At 60.7% G+C, this 24132-nt stretch carries 28 protein-coding genes and 1 tRNA gene; 16 read left to right on the plus strand and 13 right to left on the minus strand.

Features of this window, described 5'->3' with window-relative positions; translation table 11 throughout:
* The first annotated feature begins 41 nt into the window (after window positions 1–41).
* Window positions 42–458, plus strand: a complete 417-nt coding sequence (locus ACMGFM_RS13040; protein ID WP_436903084.1) for a hypothetical protein — start codon at window positions 42–44, stop codon at window positions 456–458.
* A gap of 71 nt (window positions 459–529) precedes the next feature.
* Here ACMGFM_RS13040 and ACMGFM_RS13045 read toward each other — a convergent pair whose 3' ends face one another.
* Complete coding sequence (locus tag ACMGFM_RS13045) at window positions 530–1768, minus strand: RNA-guided endonuclease InsQ/TnpB family protein (protein ID WP_436903085.1); 1239 nt, start codon at window positions 1766–1768, stop codon at window positions 530–532.
* Complete coding sequence (tnpA, locus tag ACMGFM_RS13050) at window positions 1765–2154, minus strand: IS200/IS605 family transposase (protein ID WP_436903086.1); 390 nt, start codon at window positions 2152–2154, stop codon at window positions 1765–1767. The genes ACMGFM_RS13045 and tnpA overlap by 4 nt, the downstream gene beginning before the upstream one ends.
* Before the next feature lie 127 nt (window positions 2155–2281).
* Between tnpA and ACMGFM_RS13055 the strand changes: the two genes are divergently transcribed.
* Window positions 2282–2530, plus strand: coding sequence for a helix-turn-helix domain-containing protein (locus ACMGFM_RS13055; RefSeq protein WP_436903087.1), 249 nt, complete (start codon window positions 2282–2284; stop codon window positions 2528–2530).
* On the opposite strand, the gene ACMGFM_RS13060 is transcribed toward ACMGFM_RS13055, so the two are convergent.
* Window positions 2521–2757 (minus strand): DUF2249 domain-containing protein, encoded by a 237-nt coding sequence (locus tag ACMGFM_RS13060; protein WP_436903088.1) that lies wholly within the window; start codon window positions 2755–2757, stop codon window positions 2521–2523. The genes ACMGFM_RS13055 and ACMGFM_RS13060 overlap by 10 nt on opposite strands.
* Window positions 2758–2859: 102 nt before the next feature.
* On the opposite strand from ACMGFM_RS13060, the gene ACMGFM_RS13065 reads away from it, so the two are divergent.
* The 3 genes from ACMGFM_RS13065 to ACMGFM_RS13075 are packed head-to-tail and all read left to right on the plus strand — an operon-like array spanning window position 2860 to window position 4157.
* Window positions 2860–3162: a cupin domain-containing protein gene (locus tag ACMGFM_RS13065; protein WP_436903089.1), complete on the plus strand. Its 303-nt coding sequence runs from the start codon at window positions 2860–2862 to the stop codon at window positions 3160–3162.
* 38 nt (window positions 3163–3200) lie between these two features.
* Complete coding sequence (locus ACMGFM_RS13070; RefSeq protein ID WP_436903090.1) at window positions 3201–3713, plus strand: acyltransferase; 513 nt, start codon at window positions 3201–3203, stop codon at window positions 3711–3713.
* Between the two features lie 39 nt (window positions 3714–3752).
* A complete protein-coding gene (locus tag ACMGFM_RS13075) occupies window positions 3753–4157 on the plus strand; it encodes a translation initiation factor IF-2 subunit beta (RefSeq protein WP_436903091.1) in 405 nt (134 codons plus the stop codon).
* Here ACMGFM_RS13075 and ACMGFM_RS13080 read toward each other — a convergent pair.
* The 3 genes from ACMGFM_RS13080 to ACMGFM_RS13090 all read right to left on the minus strand — a co-directional run bounded on the left by ACMGFM_RS13080 (window position 4149) and on the right by ACMGFM_RS13090 (window position 7146).
* Window positions 4149–4328: a DUF7836 family putative zinc-binding protein gene (locus tag ACMGFM_RS13080; RefSeq protein ID WP_436903092.1), complete on the minus strand. Its 180-nt coding sequence runs from the start codon at window positions 4326–4328 to the stop codon at window positions 4149–4151. The two genes, ACMGFM_RS13075 and ACMGFM_RS13080, sit on opposite strands and share 9 nt — an antisense overlap.
* 61 nt (window positions 4329–4389) lie before the next feature.
* Window positions 4390–5367, minus strand: coding sequence for a transcription initiation factor IIB (locus ACMGFM_RS13085; protein ID WP_436903093.1), 978 nt, complete (start codon window positions 5365–5367; stop codon window positions 4390–4392).
* A 186-nt stretch (window positions 5368–5553) separates the two neighbouring features.
* Entirely contained in the window at window positions 5554–7146 is a 1593-nt protein-coding gene (locus tag ACMGFM_RS13090; protein WP_436903094.1) for a bifunctional N(6)-L-threonylcarbamoyladenine synthase/serine/threonine protein kinase, read from the minus strand.
* 447 nt (window positions 7147–7593) lie between these two features.
* On the opposite strand from ACMGFM_RS13090, the gene ACMGFM_RS13095 reads away from it, so the two are divergent.
* The 3 genes from ACMGFM_RS13095 to ACMGFM_RS13105 all read left to right on the plus strand — a co-directional run bounded on the left by ACMGFM_RS13095 (window position 7594) and on the right by ACMGFM_RS13105 (window position 10357).
* On the plus strand, window positions 7594–8106 hold the full coding sequence (locus ACMGFM_RS13095; protein ID WP_436903095.1) for a hypothetical protein: 513 nt from the start codon (window positions 7594–7596) through the stop codon (window positions 8104–8106).
* A gap of 204 nt (window positions 8107–8310) precedes the next feature.
* Complete coding sequence (locus ACMGFM_RS13100) at window positions 8311–9318, plus strand: threonine aldolase family protein (RefSeq protein WP_436903096.1); 1008 nt, start codon at window positions 8311–8313, stop codon at window positions 9316–9318.
* A gap of 55 nt (window positions 9319–9373) precedes the next feature.
* A complete protein-coding gene (locus tag ACMGFM_RS13105; protein WP_436903097.1) occupies window positions 9374–10357 on the plus strand; it encodes an ornithine cyclodeaminase family protein in 984 nt (327 codons plus the stop codon).
* 8 nt (window positions 10358–10365) lie between these two features.
* Here the strand turns inward: ACMGFM_RS13105 and ACMGFM_RS13110 are convergent, their stop codons facing one another.
* Both ACMGFM_RS13110 and ACMGFM_RS13115 read right to left on the minus strand, forming a co-directional pair.
* Window positions 10366–11175, minus strand: coding sequence for a DUF8155 domain-containing protein (locus ACMGFM_RS13110; RefSeq protein WP_436903098.1), 810 nt, complete (start codon window positions 11173–11175; stop codon window positions 10366–10368).
* 41 nt (window positions 11176–11216) lie between these two features.
* Complete coding sequence (locus ACMGFM_RS13115) at window positions 11217–12083, minus strand: PhzF family phenazine biosynthesis protein (RefSeq protein ID WP_436903099.1); 867 nt, start codon at window positions 12081–12083, stop codon at window positions 11217–11219.
* Between the two features lie 130 nt (window positions 12084–12213).
* Between ACMGFM_RS13115 and ACMGFM_RS13120 the strand changes: the two genes are divergently transcribed.
* Window positions 12214–12882: a DUF6517 family protein gene (locus ACMGFM_RS13120; protein WP_436903100.1), complete on the plus strand. Its 669-nt coding sequence runs from the start codon at window positions 12214–12216 to the stop codon at window positions 12880–12882.
* Between the two features lie 474 nt (window positions 12883–13356).
* Here the strand turns inward: ACMGFM_RS13120 and ACMGFM_RS13125 are convergent, their stop codons facing one another.
* On the minus strand, window positions 13357–13863 hold the full coding sequence (locus tag ACMGFM_RS13125; protein WP_436903101.1) for a DUF2062 domain-containing protein: 507 nt from the start codon (window positions 13861–13863) through the stop codon (window positions 13357–13359).
* A 132-nt stretch (window positions 13864–13995) separates the two neighbouring features.
* On the opposite strand from ACMGFM_RS13125, the gene ACMGFM_RS13130 reads away from it, so the two are divergent.
* The gene (locus tag ACMGFM_RS13130; RefSeq protein ID WP_436903102.1) at window positions 13996–14556 is read left to right on the plus strand and encodes a twin-arginine translocation signal domain-containing protein; all 561 of its coding nucleotides are present in this window, start codon (window positions 13996–13998) and stop codon (window positions 14554–14556) included.
* 535 nt (window positions 14557–15091) lie between these two features.
* Here ACMGFM_RS13130 and ACMGFM_RS13135 read toward each other — a convergent pair.
* Window positions 15092–15196 (minus strand) — tRNA-Arg (locus ACMGFM_RS13135).
* 41 nt (window positions 15197–15237) lie between these two features.
* Complete coding sequence (locus tag ACMGFM_RS13140) at window positions 15238–16314, minus strand: DUF373 family protein (protein WP_436903103.1); 1077 nt, start codon at window positions 16312–16314, stop codon at window positions 15238–15240.
* Between the two features lie 91 nt (window positions 16315–16405).
* Between ACMGFM_RS13140 and ACMGFM_RS13145 the strand changes: the two genes are divergently transcribed.
* From ACMGFM_RS13145 to ACMGFM_RS13155, 3 genes are all read left to right on the plus strand, one after another.
* Complete coding sequence (locus ACMGFM_RS13145) at window positions 16406–18040, plus strand: DUF255 domain-containing protein (RefSeq protein ID WP_436903104.1); 1635 nt, start codon at window positions 16406–16408, stop codon at window positions 18038–18040.
* A 72-nt stretch (window positions 18041–18112) separates the two neighbouring features.
* The gene (locus tag ACMGFM_RS13150) at window positions 18113–18916 is read left to right on the plus strand and encodes a TrmB family transcriptional regulator (RefSeq protein WP_436903105.1); all 804 of its coding nucleotides are present in this window, start codon (window positions 18113–18115) and stop codon (window positions 18914–18916) included.
* A gap of 222 nt (window positions 18917–19138) precedes the next feature.
* Window positions 19139–20059 (plus strand): sulfite exporter TauE/SafE family protein, encoded by a 921-nt coding sequence (locus tag ACMGFM_RS13155; protein ID WP_436903106.1) that lies wholly within the window; start codon window positions 19139–19141, stop codon window positions 20057–20059.
* On the opposite strand, the gene ACMGFM_RS13160 is transcribed toward ACMGFM_RS13155, so the two are convergent.
* On the minus strand, window positions 20060–20449 hold the full coding sequence (locus tag ACMGFM_RS13160) for a hypothetical protein (protein WP_436903107.1): 390 nt from the start codon (window positions 20447–20449) through the stop codon (window positions 20060–20062).
* A 62-nt stretch (window positions 20450–20511) separates the two neighbouring features.
* On the minus strand, window positions 20512–21447 hold the full coding sequence (mptA, locus tag ACMGFM_RS13165; protein WP_436903108.1) for a GTP cyclohydrolase MptA: 936 nt from the start codon (window positions 21445–21447) through the stop codon (window positions 20512–20514).
* A 161-nt stretch (window positions 21448–21608) separates the two neighbouring features.
* On the opposite strand from mptA, the gene ACMGFM_RS13170 reads away from it, so the two are divergent.
* The 3 genes from ACMGFM_RS13170 to ACMGFM_RS13180 are packed head-to-tail and all read left to right on the plus strand — an operon-like array spanning window position 21609 to window position 24131.
* Window positions 21609–22532 carry a rhomboid family intramembrane serine protease gene (locus tag ACMGFM_RS13170; RefSeq protein WP_436903109.1) on the plus strand — a complete coding sequence of 308 codons (924 nt, stop codon included), beginning with the start codon at window positions 21609–21611 and terminating at the stop codon, window positions 22530–22532.
* Between the two features lie 2 nt (window positions 22533–22534).
* Window positions 22535–23260, plus strand: coding sequence for an endonuclease V (locus tag ACMGFM_RS13175; protein ID WP_436903110.1), 726 nt, complete (start codon window positions 22535–22537; stop codon window positions 23258–23260).
* Between the two features lie 46 nt (window positions 23261–23306).
* Complete coding sequence (locus tag ACMGFM_RS13180) at window positions 23307–24131, plus strand: SDR family oxidoreductase (RefSeq protein WP_436903111.1); 825 nt, start codon at window positions 23307–23309, stop codon at window positions 24129–24131.
* Window position 24132: the final 1 nt, after the last annotated feature.

Below are 24132 nucleotides of genomic sequence, written 5' to 3' on the forward strand. Positions count from 1 at the left end.
CACTGGGTCGGGCGAGACTGCCGCGGTGAGGGTCGTACGGGATGATCAGCGCACGGTTTCGCATCGAACTCCCGCCCTCGCTGTGGATTGCAGAGCTCTCCCGAGCGTTTCCGAAGACGACGTTTCGACTGCTGTCGGGCTACCAGATAGACGGCCGCGCGCTCGAACTTGGAGAAGTCCTCGGCGAGTCGCCAGCGGAAGCCGCCGAGGCGATCAGGACACATCCCGAAATCGTCTCCTACGAGCTGTTAGAATCCGATTCCGGGCGTGCACTGACAAAATACGAGACGACACAGACCGACCTCTACGGCTTCGTCGAGACAGCCGGACTGACAATCGAGTTTCCCGTCGACGTCGAGCGTGGCTGGTACACCTTCGACCTCACTGGGACGCGGGCAGAACTGGACGAACTGCAGGAGGTACTCGATTGCGCGCCGCTGTCGTACGAACTGGATTGACCTCCTCCCGCGCCTGAAGACGCGGGAATCCCGCCACGGGATTTCAGGGCGAGTGCAACGGCCCTGTGGTTTCAAGACGCATACGTTCCAAGCGTCAACTGCTGGATTTCAGCATCGGCTTGGCTGTCTTGTGGCGCGGTCAAATGCGCCCCATCCTCAGCCGAGTCATTGTCGTTCTCGTGTTCTCTGGAACGACTCTCTCCGCTGAGGTAGCGGTCTGCGATATTTATCGCCCCGTTCACGTCCGCTTGGTACTCGCCTATCCAGCAGTCGTCGTTCGTGCATTTGAACGTCGCCTGCTTCGGGCGATACCCAACTTCACCGCACGCATGGCACTTCTTCGACGTGTTACGCGGATTCACCGTCTCGACGGGAATCCCCTTCTCAACGGCCTTGTACCGTATCTGCGCGTGGAGTTTAGCGAATCCCCACCCGTGAAGACGGCGATTCATATACTCGCCGTAGTCCATCGACTCCCGAATGTAGGTCAAGTCTTCCATTACCAGCACGGGATTCTCGACGGATTCGGCGTGCTCCACGACTTCGCGGGTGACACGATGGAACACGTCGTCTATCTGGTTCCATAGGTCGTCACCGAACGACTCGGCGAGACGGTCACTTCCGCGTTCTTGAAGCCGTCGCGTAGCGGTGAAGTAGGTCTTGCGGAGCCGACGAACGGTTTTGCCTTCGTCAGCCCATAGTTCGGGGCGGGTCGGAGAACCGTAGTCGTCGCGGTGACACACCGTGACGAGTGATGCTTCTCCGATGTCCACTCCGATAGGCGTCCGTTCATTTTCGGACACTTTGGAACAGCCCTCCACGTTGCGGGTGGCGGTGACGTGGAGATACCACGTCCCGTCCCGCTGGAACAGCCGACTCTCGCCCATCTCCGCGTCACCAGCGTTCAAAGCTTCCAACCAATCCCGTTGGTCGGGGTTCGGTTGTGCTGGCATCCAGAGATGGTAGTCATCATGGTGCGGCATTTTGACGTACCACTCGATAGCGTTCTCGGGCTGGTGATCGAGGCATAGCCCCTCGTTGGTGAACCGAACAGGGTGGTCGTCGTGAAGGTCGCCCGCGTCGTACGTCGTCGTCAACTGCGGGACGTACTTTTTGAGGGCGTTCTTCGCGTATCCTGACAGGTCGTAGTTGACCACCACGTCGTTCGCTTCGGTCTGCGTGGTGCAACCAGCGTCGAACGCATCTCGAAGGGCCTGCTGGTAGGCGTCCCGCGTCTCACAGAGCTTCCGCCGTTTGTGTGCGTTCGGGTCTACCAGTTTCAGTTCCAGCGTCTTGGTGAGTTCCGTCATGTGTCGCCCTCCTCGTGACGCTGAATGTAGTCCTGAACCGTTTCGCTGGAGACGTGACCCGCCGTTCCTGCGTAGTAGCCCCGTGCCCATCGAATCTTCTCGCCGTCGTTGTCGGCGTAGCGGTGGTTGTATTTCCGCGAGGAGATGCCCTTGAACCAGTTGGCGAGGAGTGACGGTGCGTGCTTCGGTGGACTACTGACAAACAGGTGGATATGGTCGGGCTGAACGGTCAGGTCGATGATTTCCAAGCCTTTGTCGTCGGCGATTTCATGGAGGATGGTTCGCACACGGTCTGCGACCTCGTTGACGAGTACCGAGTTGCGGTACTTCGGCAACCACACTATGTGATAGTTGAGGTTGTAAGTCGCGTGCCGTGTGGTCTTCATTCGTATTGCACACTATAGGTTACGAGGTGTTAATACTGACGGTGAATCGGTGGGAAATCCAGCAATCGCGGGATTCATGGATTGACGCACTATGCCTACCGCTTGACCTCCGCCTTTAGACGGAGGTATGCGCTATCGGTCTGTATCACTCGTGACGCGAACAGATGCTGAGTCGCTGCTGACCGAGCGCCAGCGCGAGGTGCTCGACGCCGCAGTGCGAGAGGGCTACCTCGCAGTGCCTCGTGAGTGTACACTCGCCGAGCTGGCTGCCACACTCGATGTCGACAAATCGACCGCGAGCACAATTTTGCGGCGAGGACAGGCGCGGCTCGTCGAGTGGTTTCTCGCCGGCCCCGAGTCGACCGGTCAGATGTGACGGACCCGAACGTGATACAGCGTGGGTTCGACCTGTTCGGTCTCGTGGGTAAAGCCACGCTCTGCAAGGACGTCGTACAGCGGTTCGGGCTCGAAACTGCTCTGGAGCAGGAGCGTCTCCTCAGGGCCGAGCGCGTCGAGTTCGGCCATAATGTCGTCGAACGGTCCCCCCTCAATCTGGCGAACATCGAGTCGTCGGTCTGGCTCGGTACCCTCTGGCTGACTCATACTGAGTGACTGGGAACCAACTCCCCTGTGGATTGCTCCGAATATATTCGGTGGGAAATGTTCGGGAGAGCCCACTTCCCCGTGGCCGTCGAACGGACGGCTATGCCCGAGCAGGCGTCACTCGACGAACTCGACGGCGCGCCACACGCCCGGCCCTTCGACGCCGGCGAACCGATGGTCATCCAGTTGGCACTCGACGCCGGCGAACGGGTCGACCCGCACACCCATCCCGACCGCCAGATTGTGCTCACCGTCCGGTCGGGAGCCATCGAACTCGACCTCGACGACGACACGTACGACCTCTCGGCCGGCGACGTCATCCGATTCGACGGTCGGCGGGAGGTCTCGCCGTACGCCGTCGAGGACAGCGAGGCGCTCATTGTGCTTGCCGAGCGGGTCGACTAGGCCGCGAGTTTGAAGTTCCTGCCCACCGAAACCGGGCTATGGCGGCCGACCGGAGCGACGACGATACCGAGGACCGGCGTGAGCGTGTCCAGCGACATCCCCGACCACACGTCCGAACGTCGCTGGGGCGATGGTACCAGATCAGGAATCCGCTTCAGGTCATGGTCAACTATACGGTGATTCTGCTCTGTCGTATTTCACCGAGTCTCGCGCTCAAGCGGGTGCTCCTGCGCCGACTCGGCGTGACCATCGGAAAGGGTGTCGCTTTCGGGCTGGAGGCGACGCCGGATGTCTTCTGGCCAGAGCTGATCACCATCGAAGACGACGTGATCATCGGCTACGACGCGACGATTCTCTGTCACGAGTTCCTGCGCGAGGAGTACCGGACCGGCGAGGTGCATATCCGCGAGGGAGCAATGATTGGCGCGAGCGCCATTATTCTGCCGGGCGTCGAAATCGGCGAGGGCGCACAGGTCAGCGCCAACTCACTCGTAACGGAGGACGTGCCCCCGGAGACAACCGTTACGGGCGTGCCGGCGACCGCGGAGTAAACAGGACGGCTTTTATTGCTGGCAGAGCAACGATTCTCTATGGACTACGATGACATGCTTGACCGAGGAATCAGCGAGACACCCGATATCAACGCCGATTCCGAGCGGTTCGAGATTCCCGACCCAGACGTCCGTCAGGAGGGTCACGCGACTGTCTTCGAGAACTTTCAGCAGGCCTGTGATGACCTGGGCCGCGACGAGGACCACCTGCTGAAGTTCCTGCAAGACGAGGTCGGGACCAGCGCACACATCGACGAGAGCGGCCGAGCGCGGCTAACCGGCGAGTTCGACGCCAAGCGAGTCCGGGAAGCACTCGACGCCTACGCAGAGCAGTACGTGCTCTGCTCGGAGTGTGGCCTCCCGGATACCGATATCGAGCGCGAGCAGGGCGCAGAAGTGCTCCACTGCGCGGCCTGCGGTGCCGTCTCACCGACCTCAACCTAACTGTTTGACTGTTCTGAGGTCGTGTTCCGTTCGCATGAACTCTGAGAGCCGCCGGCTTGCGTGACAGTTCGGACAGTGAAAGTTCGCGTCGGTCGCCGGGAGTTCGGTTGGGTCACTCCGCCAGTTTTTCCCACACTCTGGACAGAGCACGCGGACCTCTGTTTCTTCCATGTGTGTGGGTGACTCGCACAGATGAAAAGCGTTGTGTCGCGTATCAGACCGCGGAGAGGAATCAGGCTGCGGCGTTCGTTTCGACGTCCAGCAGTTCGTGGTAGCGGTTGCGAATCGTCACTTCGGAAATATCTGCGACATCGCTGACTTCGTTCTGTGTCACCTTCTCGTTGGTGAGCAGCGAGGCGGCGTAGATTGCCGCAGCGGCGAGTCCGACCGGCGATTTGCCGCTGATTACTTCCGTCCCTTCGGCGGAGTCGAGCAGTTCGCGCGAGCGTCGTTCGACCTCCTCGGAGAGGCCGAGTTCCGAAACGAATCGTGGGACGTAGCTTTTCGGATTGGCTGGCTGGACTTCGAGGTTCAGTTCCTGGACGATATATCGGTAGGTCCGGGTGAGTTCCATACGGTCCACGCGGGAGACGTGGTTGACTTCGTCGAGCGAACGCGGTGTCCCGGCCTGTCGGGCCGCAGCGTACAGCGACGCAGTCGCAACACCTTCGATGGAACGGCCGGGGAGGAGGTCTTCCTCCAGCGCGCGGCGGTAGATGACACTTGCCGTCTCGCGAACGTTCTCGGGGAGACCGAGGGCGCTTGCCATTCGGTCGATCTCGCCGAGTGCCTGCTTGAGGTTGCGCTCTTTGGAGTCGCGGGTGCGGAATCGCTCGTTCCACGTCCGGAGTCGCTGCATCTTCTCGCGCTGTCGGCTGGACAGCGAATTGCCGTAAGCGTCCTTGTTCTGCCAGCCGATGTTCGTCGACAGTCCCTTGTCGTGCATCATGTTCGTCGTCGGTGCACCGACGCGGGATTTCTGGTCCTGCTCACTGGAGTCGAAAGCTCGCCACTCCGGGCCAGGGTCAATTTCGTCCTCCTCGACGACCAGTCCACACTCCTGACAGACCGTCTCTCCGTGTTCGGCGTCGTTGACGAGGTTGCCGCTACACTCTGGGCACACCTCCGTCTCCGCCTCTGTCTGCTTGGACTCAGTCTCCTCGTGCTCGGATGTCCGCTCTCGGCCGTTGGTCCGCTGTGATTCACTCATAATTTGTCTCCAGTTGCCGCGGGAGCAATCTATAAATATGCTACGCGGGCTTAGTTAATATATAGTTAGTCGTGGAAGTTTATAAATGTTTCCTCACCAGTATCAGCTATAATAGCGTCTGACGGCCTGAGGCGGTAGTTTGGGTGTGTCTAGCATGGATTTCCGTCTCCAGAAAGAATAAAAGCCTTACTGATACCTGCCACGTCCCTCGATTTCTGACAGTTGGTCGAGGACAGAATCGTCACCAGCTTCGCGGTAGGCGTCGAGAACAGCACTCCGCAGCCGGTCAGCGTCGTCGTCGGTGCCAGTGAGACTGCCGAGCAAAACGTGGAGGTCCATCGCGTGGTCTTCCGGGTCGCCGGAGTAATAGCCCAGTCCGAAGTCAATCAGCGAGACGCAGTCGCCGACCCGGACGTTGCGGATGGTGGGGTCGCCGTGGACGAGGCCGGCCTCGTGAAGTTGGGCGAGCTGTTTGGCAAGCGTGCGGACGTGTACTGTGGAGAGTGCGTCACGGAGGTCATCGTCGCCGACGTGCTGGAGTGTCAGCCGCGTCTCTGCGGTGTCGATATCCCAGATTACCGGCGTCGCGACACCGTGTCGGCGAGCCTCGGACAGCAGTCGTGCTTCTCCGCGTGTCCGCTCGCGACGCAGCCGCTCGTCCAGCGTGGGGTGGCGATACGCCCGTTCGTGGCGGTGTTTCTCGACAATATCGCCCGAGATGGTGACCGCCGATTCTGCGCCCTGGACGAACTCGCTTCGGTCCCGGGCGACCGATCTCTCTGCCGAGCGCCAGGTGACCTCGACCGCATCAGGCCGGAAGTCCGAATCGATGCTCGACTCCGCAATCGGGACCGTCTGGCCAGCCCGGAACATCGTCGCGCCGAGGACAGCAATCATTCCGGCGTTGTCGCGGAGAAACCGATTGTCGGGGGCGAAAAATTCGGTACCGCGTTGCTCGCACATCGAGGAGAGCATTTCGCGGAGACGCTCGTTCTGGCCAACGCCACCGCCGAGAACGAGTTCCTCGCTGCCCGTGAGCGCGAGCGCACGCTCGGAGACTTCCGTCAGCATCGCAAAGATCGTCTCCTGCAGGCCACAGCAGATGTCCTCCACGGGCGTCCCGTCGTCGTAGGCCTGTTTTGCGGCAGACATAATCCCCGAAAACGAGAAGTCCATTCCTTTGACCACATAGGGCAAGTCGACGTACTCGCCGTCTTTGGCGTGTTCTTCGACCTTCGGGCCGCCGGGGTGTGACCAGCCAACGTGGCGCGTGAATTTGTCGATGGCATTGCCGACACCGGTGTCCATCGTCTCGCCGAGAACTCGGTATCTGCCGGCGCGATAGCCAAGCAGGTGCGCGTTCGCGCCGCTTGCGTTCAGACAGACTGGCGCGTCGAATCCGGACTGGTGGCGGCCGATTTCGAGGTGGGCAACCATGTGGTTAACCCCGACAAGCGGCACGTCGAAGCGCTGGGCAACGGCACGGGCGCTAGTGCCGACAAGTCGCAGACAGGGCCCCAGTCCCGGGCCGCGGGAGAAGGCCACGCAGTCGAACGGGTCGTCGCCGTATTCCTCGCGTGCGTGGTCGATAATTCGCTCGATTACGTCGGGGAGGTGCTCAGCCATGTGTTCGGCGGCTTCCCGGGGATGCAGGCCGCCGCTGTCGGGCAGATACGCCTCGGTTTCGATGTCGACAGACGCTGTTGCGCTGTCGTAAACCGCGGCGCTGGCGGCCCACGCCGTCCCCTCGATGCCGAGCACTCGTGTGTCCTCGCCCATCGCTTGCTCTGTGTTGGCTATGCAGGGGTGAAGACTACTTCGATTCGATTGGTCTGGCGAGAGAGAATGGGTGCTGTATTGACTACGAATGCCCAGAAAGCCGGCTTTGTTGAAACCTTCAGACAGTGATAGGTCCCAGGAATGATGCTGAATAGAGAGAATGTATGTAGCAGACTGCTGCCGTTCGTTTCACTCCATCGGCAGCGGAACAGTCGCTCGTTGGATGTACGTATGCAGCACCCTGCGCATTGGCCAAGATGACCCACTGTTGGTCAGTACAGTCTTATTTCCTCTCAAACCCAGATTCACACAAGGCATATATCACTGACAAAGTGATTGGCAAACATGATTTCTTCGGCGTCAATAATGGTCCTTTTAATTGTTGAAGATATTTTCAGTATACTGTCGAATCCGTCAGTTATAATCTTCGTTTTGGTTATTGGAGGTATGAGTTTTGGCCTCGGCATTTTTTTAGATTATGAGAATCCAAAATCAATTCTTTTGCCCATCATTGTGATTTCTTTGGTGATTGCTACATGGGGTGCTCTTGGGCTCCAGTCTGTACCTGACCAGAAATATGGATACGATACCCACCCCGCTTACAACGATTGTGAGACTATAGATGATGATAATGTGTACGAGTATAATGAACTCTCTTCAGAAGCACAGGAAGCATTTGATTCGACAGTTTCAGAAGCACAAGAAGAATCTGCCTCTGCAGCCGAAGCCGACCGCCCGGTATATATTACTGATAGTTATCACGAGTTTAATTTTGAAGCCGTGGATTCCGAAGGACAGAATTGTGTCCGGAAAGATTCTCAACCCTACGTACTGACCGTCCAGAAGGTCGGTCCTGAACCAAGTTCTGTCAATCAGTTTATTTACCGTTTAGCGTATCGTCTAGGGTTGTTTATTACTCTGATTTTTGGGGGTGTTCTTGCCGGCGCCGTTCGGTCCTGAGCGGTCACGACTTGTCCTGCACTGGCCGAAGCACTCGGCCCTGAGGCTTAATCTGCGCCGTGCTGCATTCGCGCCTTGTATGCAGCACGCCGTTTGTATCAACCGCTGAGGGTTTCAACGGAGCCAGAAAGCCCCAATGATACAGAGAACACTCCACTTCCTCATACGTGTCGGATTTTTCCCCATCGAGACAGTACGGGGCGTATGATCGATTTACGCAGCGATACTGTCACAAAGCCAAGCACCGAAATGCGTGAGGCTGCCCGGGACGCCGAGGTCGGCGACGATGTCTACGGCGAAGACCCGACAATCAACGAACTCGAAGCCCGTACCGCCGAGATACTCGGCACCGAGGACGCACTGTTCGTTCCCTCAGGGACGATGGGCAACCAGATTGCGGGCCGCATCCACACCGAACGGGGGGAGGAACTGCTCTGTGAACGCGAGAGCCATATCTACAAGTGGGAACTGGCAGGACTGGCCCAGCACGCCGAGGTCCAGCCCCGAACGGTTGAGGCGGGGCCGCGGGGGGCAATCACCCCGGAACAGGTCCACGACGGCTACGTCGAGGCAGATGGCCACCGACCCGGCACGGGCGCACTCGCAATGGAGAACACCCACAACAGCCGCGGCGGGATTGCCCTCACTTCCGAGGAAATCGCGGCTGCTGCCGAGGCCGCCCACGAACTCGGCGTGACGGTCCATCTCGACGGCGCGCGATTGTTCAACGCCGCGGCGGCGCAGGACTGTTCAGCCGCCGACTTCGTCGAGCCGGTCGACACGGTGATGTGCTGTCTCTCGAAGGGACTGGGCGCGCCGGTCGGGTCGATGCTCGCTGGTCCAGAAGAGCTGATCGAGGAAGCCCACCGCGTCCGGAAACTGTTCGGCGGCGGGATGCGACAGGCCGGGATGATCGCTGCACCAGGACTCGAGGCACTGGCGAACCGCGAGCGGTTGCGTGAGGACCACCGCCGCGCCGACCGACTCGCCGACGGACTGGCCAGCGTTGACGGACTGACCGTCGACGACCCCGACACGAATATCGTCCTCGTCCACACCGACCGACCGGCTGAGGCGGTGCTCGAGGACTGCGAAGCGGAGGGCGTGCTGGGGGTGCCCTTCGCCGAGCAGACGATTCGGTTCTGCACGCACTGGGATGTCGACGATAGCGATATCGACCACGCAATCGAGGGCGTCGAGCGAGCAATCTGAGTTCGGGAGATACTGCCAACCCATCTATAAGTGGGTGCCAGCGAAACGAGGAGATATGGAGACGCTGCTTCTCGACCCCGACGATGTCACGGCGAGTACGGAGATGGGGGAGGTAATCGACGCCGTCGAATCCGCATTTGCGGCCTATTCCGACGGCGAGACACAGATGCCCGTAAAATCCTACATCGACCTGCCGCAGTACAACGGTGACTTCCGGTCGATGCCCGCCTACATCGACACCGGCGAGTGGGAAGCCGCCGGCATCAAGTGGGTCAACTCACACGCCGACAATCCACGGAACCACGACCTGCCGACGGTCATCGGGACGATGATTTACTCCGACCCAGAGACCGCGTTCCCGCTGGCACTGATGGACGGAACTGGACTGACACGCCTTCGGACAGGTGCGGCCGCGGCCGTCGCAACCCGGTATCTGGCCCCCGAGGACGCGAACTCGCTGGGCCTTGTCGGGGCCGGGATTCAGGCCTACACGCAACTGGAAGCGATTGCGCAGGTCCGCGACATCGAGACGGTCGTCGTCAGCGACCTGCGCGAGGAAGCCATCGAGGCCTTCATCGCCGAGTTTGGCGACCAGTTCGACGTTCGCGAGGGGTCGCTCACCGAGGCCGCCGCCTGTGATGTTGTCTCGACAACGACGCCCGTGACCGAGCCAGTCGTCGAGGCCGTCGGCGAGCGAACACACATCAACGCGATGGGCGCGGACGCCCCCGGCAAAAACGAAATTGCCTTCGACGTGATCAAAGACGCCACCATCGTCATCGACGACTACGAGCAGTGTACCCACTCCGGCGAAATCAACGTCCCCTGGGGGGCAGGGAAACTGGGCGACGAGGACATTCACGGCGAACTCGGTGACGTGGTGACTGGCCGTGTCGACCGCCCCGACCCCGACGGAGTGACATTGTTCGACTCAACTGGACTGGCAATTCAGGATGTCGCTGCCGCGCGAGTCATCTACAACCACGCCAGTGAGAACGACATTGGGACAGAATTTGCCCTTGTGGGAACCGATACGTAGCGACTGGGTCAGGATTTCTCAACTGTTACGTCTACGCTCTCTCCGGCCGACAGCGAGAGGTCACGGCCGACGAGTTTTGCGCCGATGTTGTCTTGGGCACAGAACAGCGCAACGCCGGTGATTGGCGTGCCGTTCGCGAGGACCGTGCAGTCGTCCCACTCGACAGTTCGGTCTGCAAGGGTGCCCACAGACTGGCCCGCGAGGGTCGCTTCCGTGCCACCGGCGAGGACACCACCACCGTCGTAGTGCGGGAACCCACCGTCGAGAACACCGCCACCGCTCTCGATGCCCGCAAACTGTTCGCCGGGGGCAGGATGGACGGGGGCGTCCAGTCGCGCCCACGTCTCTCCTGCGTCAGTTACGGTCCCGGTGCCATCCCACTCGACGCCGGTCAACTCGACGTTGGCGGTGACTGGGAGCGACCCCGACGCCCGGTAGGGATTGGCGTCGTGGGTGCGAAAGCCCAGATGGATGTGGTTTGGCACCCACGGAGCGAAAAAGCCCGCGCGGACGAGTGTCCCCAGCGAGTCACCAACCTCGACTTCGTCGCCAGCCTCGACGGCAGGGTCGACGTGGAGCGTGCGAGCAACGTACTCACCGGTGTCGATGAGGATGAGGTGGTCGTGCTCGGCGGCGTAGGGTTTCGAGGGCGCTGTGACTGTTTTCGTCTCGATAACCTCGCCGGCAACAGGGGAGGGCGCCCCCGTCTCGGGATAGAGGTCGATTGCACAGCCCTCGTCGTGGGCGGTAAACGGAGAGTTGTACAGCGAGAACCGGTAGTACTGGAATAGCTGCTCCGGTCCCAACGTGGCTGTCATCAGTACAGCCTTGGCCGAGCGAACTATAGACCCATCGGTGGTTACAGTAGGTCGCCGCGAGCGACCGGAACGACGTCGCCGCCAACCTCGACAGCAATCTCGTCACCCTCGGGCCGAGCACTCAGCACCAGCAGCGACGGACGGCCGAGTTCGTAGCCCTGTTCGACGCGGGCGGTGACTGTCGGCGACCCGAAGTACTCCTCGGCGGCGAGATAGGCGGCGAGACAGCCGTTTGCTGAGCCGGTCGCGGGGTCCTCGTGGACGCCCAGCGCGGGTGCAAACATCCGCGCTGCGAGGTCGTTCTCGGAGTCCCGTGGGTCGGGACAGAACGCGTGAACCAGTTTTGCGTCCCGGTCGCCAACGAGGTTCTCGTAGGCGTCGAGGTCAAGGTCGATAGCAGTCAGCGCGTCACGGTCCCTGAGCGGGACAATAATCGTCGGGAGTCCCGTCGAGACGACCCTAACCGGGAACTCGTGGTCGAGTTGGTCGGGGGCGAGTCCGAGCACCGCCGCGAGGGTGTCGTGGTCGAGTCCCTCGCCGAACTCGGGAGGTTGCTGGCGCATCTGCAGGCGGTCACCGTCGACGGTGACCGGAACACGGCCGACCTGCAAGTCGAGCACGATTTCGTCAGGGTCGCCGTCAGCGAGGCGTCGTCGGATGACGTCGGCAGTCCCGAGGGTGGGATGGCCGGCGAAGGGGACCTCGTCTGTCGGCGTGAAGATTCGGACCGGCCACGCGCCGTCAGTTGGCTCGCCGGTAACGAATGTTGTTTCAGAGTAGTTCATCTCCGCGGCGATTTTTTGCATCGTCTCTCTGTCGAGCTCCGCGGCGTCGGTGATGACGGCAAGTTGGTTGCCAGCGTAGCGTTCGCGGGCGAATACGTCGACAATGGAAAACGGGCTGGACATACTGCTCGTTCGGTGCCATCCAGTAAAAGCTCGCCGTCGTTCGTCGGCGAGGTGTTCTCGCTGGACGCAATCAAACTGTGTCTCATCCTGGCCCACAAGGGCTATTTATCTTGGTCGCCCGAACACGAGTATGACTGGGAACGACGGACCGCAACGCTCGCGGCGAGCGTACCTCGCCGGAGTAGGGGCAACAGCAACGGCTGGCCTCGCTGGCTGTCTCGATTTCATTACAGGGGGCTCGGCTGAATTCGAGGCCAGCCCGTCACAGGTGCCCGACAGTGTCCTCAGCGAGACGAACTACGAACTCAACGGCGTCTCCGACCAGGAGATCGAACGAGAGTTCGAGGCCGGCGGCGAGAGCAGAACGGTAACCGTGACGAACAAGATTGCCGAACACCGCAAATCAGTCCAGCTGCCAGGGCTTGGCGACGCTGACGCAGCAATTTTCACGGCGCTGACGACGCCGCAGGTCGAAATCCTCGGCAAAAAGTTCAATCCAGTCAAAGACATGACGGCCAGGCGCATCGCCAGAATGGTCCAAAAGCAGTACGACAGCGTCGCGGCACCGAGCGAAGAGTCGTCGGAGGACATCAGTATCAACGGCGAAGAGACGACGCAGACCAAGTTCCGTGCCGACGCACAGTTCGAGGGCAATCCGGTCGAACTCTACTTACACATCAGCAAAGCGGTGGAACTCGGCAGTGACTTCCTCGTCACCGTCGGCGGCTATCCGACCACGCTGCCTGGCGAAGAACAAAATGTCCTCCAGCTGATGAAATCGGTTCAAGAGAGCGGTTGACATCCTCCTCCGCCTGAAGGCGGAAGGAATCCCACGGCACCACACCGCTGCGTTGGGAATGTCAGGTTTACAGACTGCCAAGCCAGTACACCGTTGGAATCGGTGTGTGGCCGGTCGATGGACAGTCTCCTGGGAGTGCCAAGCCCCCGGTACACCTATCCTCAACCGAGAAGAAGCACTTGTGTTGTTTTTGCCACAGGCGCTTCGGTCGGCGTTAACGGACTCGGTGTTACTTGCATCGCAGATGTTCGCCCGGTGCTTGTTGTTTGATTCCCGTGTGGGGCACACTCTGTTTCCAGCGTGGGCGGACACTCGAACCGCCAGTTGTCGGGCGCTCAGCTACACTGGGGTCGTAACCAGTGCGCCGACACTAAAACATACGCTGCCGTCCATCAAAAACATTTGCAATTCCCAATGTGACGGCGCGTATCCACGCCGTAAACGACGTGGTATTGCGCCTGTTCAGCATATAACTTATTCGTCGGTCGCCGGTTCGGTCGGAAAGGCGGTGTCCGGGTGGTCGTCGCTGTGGACCCGCCGGCGGAACTCGTTGACGACACGCAAGGCGACGAAGTAGCCGACGACGGCGAAGATTATCGCGAGGATGAGATTCCCAAGCCAGAGTCGGACCAGAATGTCTGGCCCGGCCGACAGCGACACGTCGGCCCGGCTGAACGTCACGCCCGGCACGGGGCCGAGAATCAGCCGCCCCAGCGAGTAGCTCGCGCCGTAGACACCCCACTTGACGACGGGGTTGAGGACGACGACAGAAGCAAACAGCGCGATTTTGCTGATGCGGTCGAACAGAAAGGCCAGCGCGATAAATACGAGTAATCCGGTGCCCAGCGAGGGAAGGGCGGTGATGAACACGCCAAGGGAGTAGCTAAACGCCACCTCGTGAGACGTGTGGTCCTCGACAAAGGCCGTAATCAGCCGGTCTTTGACTTCTATGAGAGTTTCCTCAACCCGCTGGCGAACCATTCACTGTAGCTACGAGCGTGGAATATATCAACGCTTTCCTTAGAGATATACGTTGGTCTCCAGACCGGTATAGCGGAGAGTAATGTTATATTTTCGATAGATATTTGAGAGTCCTGTGGTACAGTGGCGATAATGGCTGGCGAGTATACGCGTCGGCGCGCGCTCAAGACCCTCGGCGTCGCGGGTGCTGTGGCTGTTCCCGGCTGTCTCGGCGGCGGTTCAACGACCCCGGCTGACGAAGAGAAGCCTGACCAGAGTGTCGACAGCCGTCCAAACATCCTGAAGGTTCACGTTACCGGCTATCAGTTCGGCTGGGAGTACGAGTACCACAGCGGCCTCCACAGTGACAACTACGAGGTTGACCTGGATGTGACCGACGACAACGACGCGCTTGTCCTTCCAAAGAATGAGCCCGTCCAACTGACGTTTTCCTCCCGTGATGTCCCGCACAACTACGGCGTCCCGGAACTCAGACTAAAACGAGATGTTCTTCCAAACTTAGAGACACTGGTCCAAGTGTCCCTGAGTGAGGTCGGTGTGTACGAAGCACAGTGTTACGAACTCTGTGGCAAAGGACATTCGAATATGGATGGCGATCTTGTCGTCGCAGAGCCGAAGACATTCACGGACTGGTATCTCTCACAGGACGGCACTGCAGAATCTGACCTCCACTTCATGTCTGATGTATTGTGATTTTGAACGATGAGATGGAATGAACGACAGGAGCAGCCCGTGAGCGACGAAGCGGTAGCGGAGACGCCGGAGAAAATCGAGGAAGCGTTTGACGAGCTTCCGTCTGAAGACGACGAATAGATTCGTCTGCCGTCTTGTGATATCGGGACTGTAGCTATTCAATCAGGATGCAGGGATCAATTGCGGATTCACTCAGTACAGATGCGAATTGAGTGATCTGTGGTGTGTTGAGCATACGCCGAGCGAAGCGAGGCGTTTCACCGACGGCGAGGGATAACCGAGCCGTCGGCCTTTTTCACCCACGTTTTTCGAGGAGCCTTCCCGCAGCGGCCTCTGGCCGCGAGGAAAGGCGACGATGAAAAAGGTGGACGGGCACGGTGGGATTCTCACCCGAGGCCAGACCTCGCTTCGCTCACGGCGTCGCCGTTCGCACCGTGGTTCTCGCTTCGCTCGAACCACGCCCGCTCGGTCTGCCGTGGTCCGAATCCCCTGCGTGCGTTGGTTCAGCACGCTTCACTGTCGTTCAGCGGCTTCACGGGCACGGTGGGATTCGAACCCACGACCGTCGGATGACTTCCGCCGCCACACGCCGTACCAGCGTTAGAAGTCCGACGCTCTATCCGGACTGAGCTACGTGCCCTCGTCTATGATCTGCGAGTGGACATATTTCGTTGTTGCGTTCTAGGCCGCGTCGATTCGGTCACCGGCCCGGGACTCAGCCACGGCAAAGGAGAGCGTACTCGCCAGTCCGAGCAGCGTCCCGCCGGTCAACATAATGGCCAGATATTCGAGCGAGCCCTGGTCGAGGAAGAATGCGCTCAGCCCGTGCAACACGCCGGCAATCGCGAGCACGTAGAACGGGGCGTTGAGATAGCGCCAGTGGAACTCACCGGAGAGATACTCGTCGGTCACGCGACCGAAACTACTCGTGACGCCGGCGGCGGCAACCCACTCGATCGAACCGAAAATGAGCGCGGCGACGATTTCGATTGCGCCGAGGCTGTCCCGGCCCATACTGTCGACCGTTCCGACACCGCTGACGCCGCCGACGACCAGCAACGCCGCCGCGACGAGCGAGGTGATGAGCGTCACCCGGCCCGTGAACAGCGCCGTGCGAGTTGTCTCGACAGCGCGGTCAACCCACTCGACGACGCCGAGACCACGCGCCAGTATGTACAGCCCGAGCATCCCCGAGACAACGCCGAAGACCGTGCCGGGAAAGCCAATCACGTTGGCGAGAATCGTCAGCGGATAGATCAGGAGCAGAATACCGAGCGGGACCAGTAGCGTCCCGCGGGTCTCGGGGTCGTCGAGCACCTGCTTGATCGTGTAATACATCGATTCGAGGTCCTGTGATTGGCGGACGACAACGCGGCGAACGCTGTCGATCTGCACTCGCGAGCGAATGACCGGAATCACGCTCTCGTCCTGTGCGCCGTCGGTGACAACCACCGCGCGGACGTCCTCACCGGTGGCGAGTTCGGCAAGCACGCGGTCGACCTCTTCGCCGACGCGTCGGTTGGCTTCGACTTCGCGGCCGTCGATACCGGTGACAGCAGCGACCTCGACGGACTCTTCTGTGATCTCCTCGGCGAGATGAATACCCTGGAACAGGACGTTCACATCGCTGTCTTCGGGGTCGGCCGTGGCCAGCGCAACCGCCGAGTCCCGGACCGCGTCCCGGCCGACCACGGGCGTCTCAACCCCGGTCTTGCGGCCGAGGTCGTCGTCGAGGTCCACACACAGGACCAGCAGCATTGCTCGGAGATATGCACGGCCGCGTTATCTGTCTTCGGGGTTGACAGACAGGGATTGAAACGGCTTTAGGGCTCACTCCCGAAGCGGGTGTATGACTGACGCCACGAAAGTCGAGTGGAACGACTGGGGCCAGGCCGCCTTCGATATCGCCGAGCGGTCGGGCAAACCAGTGCTTCTCTCGCTGGTCACTCCCTGGGCCGAGGAGTGTGCCGAGATGGAGGAGACGACCTACGCCGAACCGCGCATCGCCGCGAACATCAACGACGGCTTCGTCCCGATTCGAGTCGACGCCGACCGCCACCCCCGCGTCCGCGAGCGGTACAACATGGGCGGCTTCCCCTCGACTGTCTTTCTGACCCCGTCGGGAGATATCCTCACCGGCGCGACGCTGCTCGGCGTCGACGGCTTCCGAGGTATCCTCGACAGCGTCCGTGAGACGTGGGATACGAAAGGCGAGGACGCTGGCTCGAAACCACGAGCAGTCCAGGATGACGTGCCACCGAACGGGCCAATTACCGACCGCGTCGAGGAGCATATGGTCGAGCAACTGCTGGGCGCCTACGACGAGGAGTTCGGTGGGTGGGGCAGCGACACGAAGTTCCCGATGCCCCGAACCATCGAGTTCGCGCTCGTTCGGGCACCGGACCAGGCGACACGCACACTCGAAGCAATCCACACACACCTGCTCGATACCTACGACGGCGGCTTCTATCGAGTTGCGCGCAACCGAAACTGGGGTGCGGCCCGCCGGGAGAAACTGCTCGACGAGAACGCAGCTATCGTTCGTGCGTTCGCACACGGCTACCGCTACACCGGCAACAACACCTACCGTAACGCCGCCGAGCAGGGTGTCGACTATCTGACCACGACGCTGTGGACCGGCGACGGCTTCGCAGCCAGTCAGGGTGGCGACGAGGAGTATTTCACCCTCGACCCAACCGCCCGCGAAGACGCCGACGCGCCGCCGGTTGACGAGACGGTGCTGGCAGACCGCAACGGCGTCGCTATCGACGGGCTCCTCCAGTACGTCGCCTACACTGACGACGACACAGCCCGAGAGTACGCCCGTCGCGCCCGCACGCATCTCACCGAGACGCTAATCGACGACGGCGAGGTGACACACTTCCAGACTGCGGAGGACACCGGTGAGTCCGGTTTGCTGCTCGACCAGTCCCGAGTGTTGCAGGGACTAACAACATCGTGGGCTGTGTTGGGCGAACCGGGGCCTGCAACAGCGGTTGCCGAGTGGATGGTCGAGAATCTGCAGGCAGACAGCGGCGAGTTCCACGACGGGCCGGCCGGAGATGTTGCTTTGCTCGATACGGCGCTGTCACCGCTGGATACGAACATCAACGCTGCCCAAGCGCTGCTCGACCTAGCGCTGTTGACCGGCAACGACGAGTACGAGGCCGCCGCACGCGACGCAATCGAAGCCTTCGCCGGTGCCGCCGACCGGATGGGCGTCGAAGTCGCGGAGTTTGCCTCCGCCGCGTCACGCCTCCAGAGCCCACAGGTTGTCGAGGTCGGAACGGAAGCTGGAACGGATCTGCACCGTGCTGCCTTGCGCCTCACCGACCACGAAACTGTGGTCGCACCGCGGCCAGCAGACGAGACCGACAGCGCCGCCGCTGACCTCCCCGATGGAACCGCACGACTCGTCGTCGACGGCAGCGAGGAGGGAACGGCAACAACCCCGCAGGAACTGGAGTCGCTGCTCACAGAGTAAAACCGAAAACTAGTTTTGAATTTCATAAAACAGCCGATCCGTTTATGCCACTGGACACAGAGAGGGTAGGTAATGACAAGTCTCAGGGATCTCGGCCTGTCCGAGTACGAATCACGCGCGTACCGGTCGCTACTGCAGACCGGCCCGACAACGGCAAAGGAGTTGTCGCGGACTAGCGACGTCCCGATGGGCCGAATCTACGACGTACTCAACAGTCTGGAGACACACAACCTGATCCGGAGTCAGACCGCAAGCCGCCCGAAAAAGTACGTCGCCGTCGAACCTGAGACTGCTCTCGACCGACTACTCGAGAACAAACGCGACGAACTCGAAGAGAAGATTACGCAGTACGAGGATATCGCCACAGAACTGGAGGACAAACTCGAGACGGCCGACCCCGTCGACGAGCCGTTCTGGACGGCGGCACTCGGCGGCGACGAGGCCGCAGAGTTGCTCGTCGAGCGCATTCAGGCCGCCGAGGAACGGGTTAACTTCGTCGCCGCGACGACAGCCTCCTACGTGGACCTAGACATCGTCGGCGAAGAGATCGCTGAAGAACTCGAAGCCGCCATCGAACGCGGCGTTCACGTCTCGATTCTGCTGCATCCGAACGTCGTCTCACAGTTGCCCGAAAGCGTCGGCCGCCGCTACCGCTATCACCTGCAGAACCACTCGGATTTCGAGGTTCGAGTCGGCGAGGACGTCACCGCCACCTTCGCGCTGATCGACCAGGGTGAGGTCTGTATCGAGGTGCCCCATCCGACTGACGCCTCTGAGCTGTTTGCGATCATCAATCTCAAAGATACGGAGTTTGCCGCAAACGTCAAAAGTGCCTTCGACCCACGGTGGGAGGAAGCGACAGAACTCGAACTGTGAGGTGAGCGAGCGTCGCTGAGCTCCCCAGACTTCCAGATACTTTTGCCGCATTCTATGACAGGTTTCGAGAGCAACGACTCCTGTAGCTCCGGCTATCGGGGCCTGGAAAGGAAACATAGCGGCTGTCGCGGCGACGGGGACAGGCGCACGCGTCTCCGATAAAAGAAGCTGAATGTACTCTCGGCCGGTAACGTATCGAAGACCTCTCTCGCGGAGGACATCATGAGTTCACAGGAGCCACGAATCAATCCAACCCAGTTCGTCTCGAATGTTGTCTCGTTGCAGTACCGAGAAGTTGTCATGGTCGTCGCGACGCTGACAGTCGTCGCGGGGTCAGTCGTGTTCTTTCCCGGTTTCGGGAATCTGAGCCAGGGGCTCCAGTCCGACATCTCGCGGGGCTTTCTGGTCGTGTGTCTGCTCGTGGCAATCCTCGCAGGGATAATCAAAGGAATGGTCGGTTTCGGGTATGCCATCGTGACCACCCCGATTTTCGCGTCGGTAATCGACCCGACGCTCGCTGTCGTGGTACTCGCGATTCCGCCGTGGATGCTCAATATGTTTCAAATTGGCGAGACAGACACTGGATTGGCCTTCGTCCGTGAAGAGTGGACGCTTCTGCTGTTAGCCATCGTCGGGTCCGTACTCGGGGTCAGCTTTCTCGCCGAATTCAGGACCGGCCCGATTGTCCCGTTCCTGATTGGTGTCGTCATCTTCGGCTACGTCGTCTTCCAGGTTGTCCAGGGGTTTGTAACCGTCGAGGAGACGCATAATCCGGTGGCACTCGGAACAGCCGGGTTCCTGCAGGGCTTCCTGCTCGCGGTTGCGAATCTTGGGCCGTTGCTCCCGGCGTATTTCCACACCTTCGAGCGTGACACCGAGCGATACATCGGCGGTCTCTCGATGGTTCTAGCGACGATTTTCACCGTTAGAATCGTCCAGATGGTGCTGTTCACGGACCTGATGACGGCCTATCGCCTGTGGCTGGGGTCGGTCATCGCCGTCGTAACTATCGTCGGCCTGCTCATCGGAACGTATCTCCGCCGACTCGAGATCGACGAGGAGAAGTTCAACTGGTTCGTCGTGGCGCTGCTGTTCGTCATCTCGCTCAACATCTTCAGGAACGCGATTCCGGCACTGTTGTGATTACGTCGGCGCGGGGCCGTCGGCGGTGATTACCGTCCGGAGCGAGCGCCGCGCGACGAGCGCGAGGATGACGACAACGAGCAGCCATCCAAGCGCCAGCGGGAGCGGCTGACTGCCGACCAGCCAGTCAGCGGCCGGCGTATCGTTCAAAATTGTGGCCGGGGCCGCGCCGCCGAGTGCAACCGCGGCCAGCCCGACCAGCGTCTGGCTCACGTACTGCTCAGGCTCCACGTAGCGGGCAACGCCGGCGAGGACGGGCAGACTCCCGAGGGCCAGCCCGAGCAACTCGCCGGTCAGCGGGTCGATGTAGAGAATCCAGTACAGGGCAACGAACGCACCGACGGCGATTGTGATATCGAACTTGCCGTCGTCGGAGAGTGGACTGTTCATAGTGAGTCCTCACGCCGAGCATAAAAAGGCGTTCAGAAGACTCAAACAGCAATTATAGCGGGTCAGTTCTGGCCGTCGACTTCCGACCGCAGCGTCCCGAATTCAGCGACACGTTCGGCATGTGCGTTGTGCTGGTGGATGGACTCGTCGTTGGACTGTTTCATCGTCACGATAGCGTCGTCCGGCAGATCCGGGAACTCGTCGACGACACCCTCGGCCATCGACCGAACACAGTCCTCGACGAACTTGGCGTTCTGGTGGGACTGGTAGGTCATGTGGTCTTCGTCGGGCCGTTTGGCCATGTTGTAGATGCGAGCGCTCATCGAGTCTCGGGCGACTTCGATCAGTTCGTTCAGGTCGACCTCGGGCGCACCGGAACTCTCGATGGTGAGGGTTGCGTGGCCGCGCTGGGAGTGCCCTGGCTGTGGCGCTTCTTCGAGGAACTTGTCGATTGTGTCGTCGTCGATATCCAGCCCTCGGAGCGTCTCGCGGGCGCGACTGGCTGACATCCCCTGCGAGCAGGGACAGACCGTCATTCCCGTCACGCGGGCACCGATTTTTTCGGTCGTTCCCTCTTCCTCTGTGGCAGTCGCGGCGGCGATAATGTCCGCCGAACTCTGAGTGGGACGCCCACTCTCGGGCGTCTCCTCTCTGATGACGTACTCGGCTTCCATCCGTACCTCGGCTTTGGTGGTGTACTCGTGTTTGTCGAGCAGTCGCTCGGCAGTGTCACCACAGACATCTTCGACGCGGTAGGTCGGTTCACTGACCGCCTCCTCCAGCGTCTCGTCAATCACTTCCATGTTCCGGCTCATATCGGCACCCTTCCGCCATGATGGGAGGTCAACGAAGACCTCGAATTCGGCCATGAGAATGATTGGTCGCTGGTCGGGACGAGCGACCTTGACCAGTTTCTCGACGCCTGTGACACCAACGCGGTTGAGTCCAACAGTGACCTCAGGACTGGAGGCCTGCACGTCCGGCAGTTGCTGACTCATCGAACCATTATATGGGAGAAACGGGGTTATTGCTTTCGGTTCCTGTAACGTTCGTTCGGGATTTCAGCAACGAACTTTGCAGTCACGCGAGGTGACGGGAGTGGTGGTCGTCTGTCGGTGCAAACACAATTCATTTGCGAGTGCCGTACGAACGAGAGACAATGGCAGAGTGTGATATCTGCGGTGAGGAGGAGAGTATGCCGTACAACTGCCGGCACTGTGGCGGCACGTTCTGCGGCGACCACCGGCTGCCGGAATCACACGACTGTCCGGGTCTCAACGAGTGGGAACAGGCCGGCCCCGTCTTCGACAGCGGCTTCGAGGAGACGGTTGACTCGGGCAACAGTTCGGAGGCAAGCCTGCTGGGCCGCCTCGGAATCGACACCGGACCCGGTGGCCCGCTGGCCTATTTCCGAGGGAACATGACGTTCGTCTTTCTCGGGTTGATGTGGGTCACGTTCATTCTACAGGGACTCGTGACCGTCACGGCCGGCAGCGCAGTCCACAACTCGCTGTTCGTCCTCTCGCCGGAGAATCCACTGTATGTCTGGACGTGGGTTACCTCGGTGTTCGCCCACGGGAGTGTGACACACATCTTCGTCAACAGCCTCGTGATATTCTTCTTCGGCCGACTCGTCGAGCAGTATATCGGCTCGAAACAGTTCGCGCTGTTGTTCCTCGGCAGCGGCGTCGTCGCCGGCCTCGCACAGATTGCCCCGGAGGCCATTGGACAGGCAGCGCTCGGTCCCGGTGTCGTCGGGGCAAGCGGCGCGGCACTGGCGTTGATGGGCGTGTTGACGATTATGAACCCCGGCCTCACCGTCTACCTGTATTTCATCATTCCAGCACCAATCTGGCTGATTACCGCCGGGACAGTCGTCGTCAGCGCCGTATTCATCGGCATCGGACAACCTGGCGCGTTCGGGATTGCTCACACCGCCCACCTCGTCGGCGTCCTCATTGGGCTGGCCTACGGCTACCGCATCAAAGACAAGATTCGGCTGCCCCAGCAGGTCCGCTTCGGTGGTGGGGGCGGTGGACCGGGCGGCCCCGGCGGGCCGGGTGGCGGTCGCGGTCCATTCTGAACATGGAGATTCACCACCCCGAGTTTCGTCCTGACCCGGCGTTGAGTCGCACGGAGATGGAGACACTCCAGCGGGAGATTGCCGAGCAGGCTGTCTTTACTGACGACCTGGGAACCGACCCGCTCGGTTCGGAGACACTGATTGCTGGCGTCGACCAGGGATTTGCTGACGGACAGGCAACCAGCGCAGTCGTCGTGCTCCGGGATGGCGAGGTCATCGAGCGCGCTCACGCCCGCGTAGAGACAGAGATTCCGTACATTCCCGGTCTGCTGAGTTTTCGCGAAGGCGGCGCGATTCTCGCAGCCCTCGAAGAAGTCGACACCGACCCCGACGTGCTCGTCCTCGACGGCAGCGGTCGAATCCACTTCCGGGAAGCTGGGCTGGCGACACACATCGGCGTCGCAGTCGACACGCCGGCACTCGGTGTGGCGAAAAATCTGCTCTGCGGTCGGCCCCGCGAGTCCCTCGGCGAGCCACTGTCCGAGAGTACTCGCGTCCCAATCGAGGCCGATAGCGACGTGACCGCCCCTGATGGAACCGTCATCGGCTACGCCTTCCAGAGCCGCCAGTACGACTCCGGAACACAGTATATCAACCCGCTGTACGTCAGCCCCGGCCACCGCGTCAGCGCCGAGACAGCGACCGACATCGTCGACGCCTGCGGCGGGGACTACAAGCTTCCGGAGCCAACGCGGTTGGCCGACGCCTACGCGGCTGAACTCACCTGAACGGAGATGGCAGGAACTTAACACCGTGCCGGCCATCCAGCCGGATATGCCAAACAAGACGGTACTCATCACGGGTTGTTCGTCGGGAATCGGTCGCGAGAGCGCCGAGGCCTTTCTCGACGAGGAGTGGGAGGTGTACGCGACGGCACGCACCGAATCTGACATCGCCGAGTTGGGCGAGGCTGGCTGCCACACAGCCGAACTCGACGTGACGAAAGCTGGTGACATCGAGCGTGTCGTCTCGCGAATCGACGAGGAGGCTGGCCGGCTGGACTGTCTGGTCAACAACGCTGGCTTCGCACAGTACGGCCCACTTGAGGACATCTCGACGAAACGAGTCCGCGAACAGTTCGAGGTGAACGTCTTCGGGCCACATCGACTCGCTCGCGAGGTGCTACCCCTGATGCGCGGGCAGGGCGACGGCACCATTGTCAACGTCTCCTCGGTCTACGGCCGGATTTCGACGCCCGGAGCCGGTCCCTACGCCGGCTCGAAGTTCGCACTGGAAGCGATGAGTGACGCGCTCCGGGCAGAGGTTGCTGACCTCGGTATCGACGTGGTAGTTGTCCAGCCCGGCCCGGTCAAGACGGAATTCAGCGGCCGCGCGGAGGATGAGATGGAAGCGTTACCCCAGACTCGGGAGTACGGCTGGGTCTACGAGGCAATCGAGGACGCAACGCTGACCTCAAATTCGTTGCCGTTCGCGCTCGAAGCCGAGGAAGTTGCGACGGTCATCCACGACGCGGCCTCGCTCAGCGACCCCGAACCGCGGTACCCAGTGGGCGGATTCGCGAAACTGACTGCCTACACACGGTTTCTGCCGGACCGACTCCGGGACGGGATTTTCGGATTCATTCGGAAGCTGTTCTAGC

This window comes from Halovenus halobia (genome assembly GCF_051414135.1).
GTDB lineage: Archaea > Halobacteriota > Halobacteria > Halobacteriales > Haloarculaceae > Halovenus > Halovenus halobia.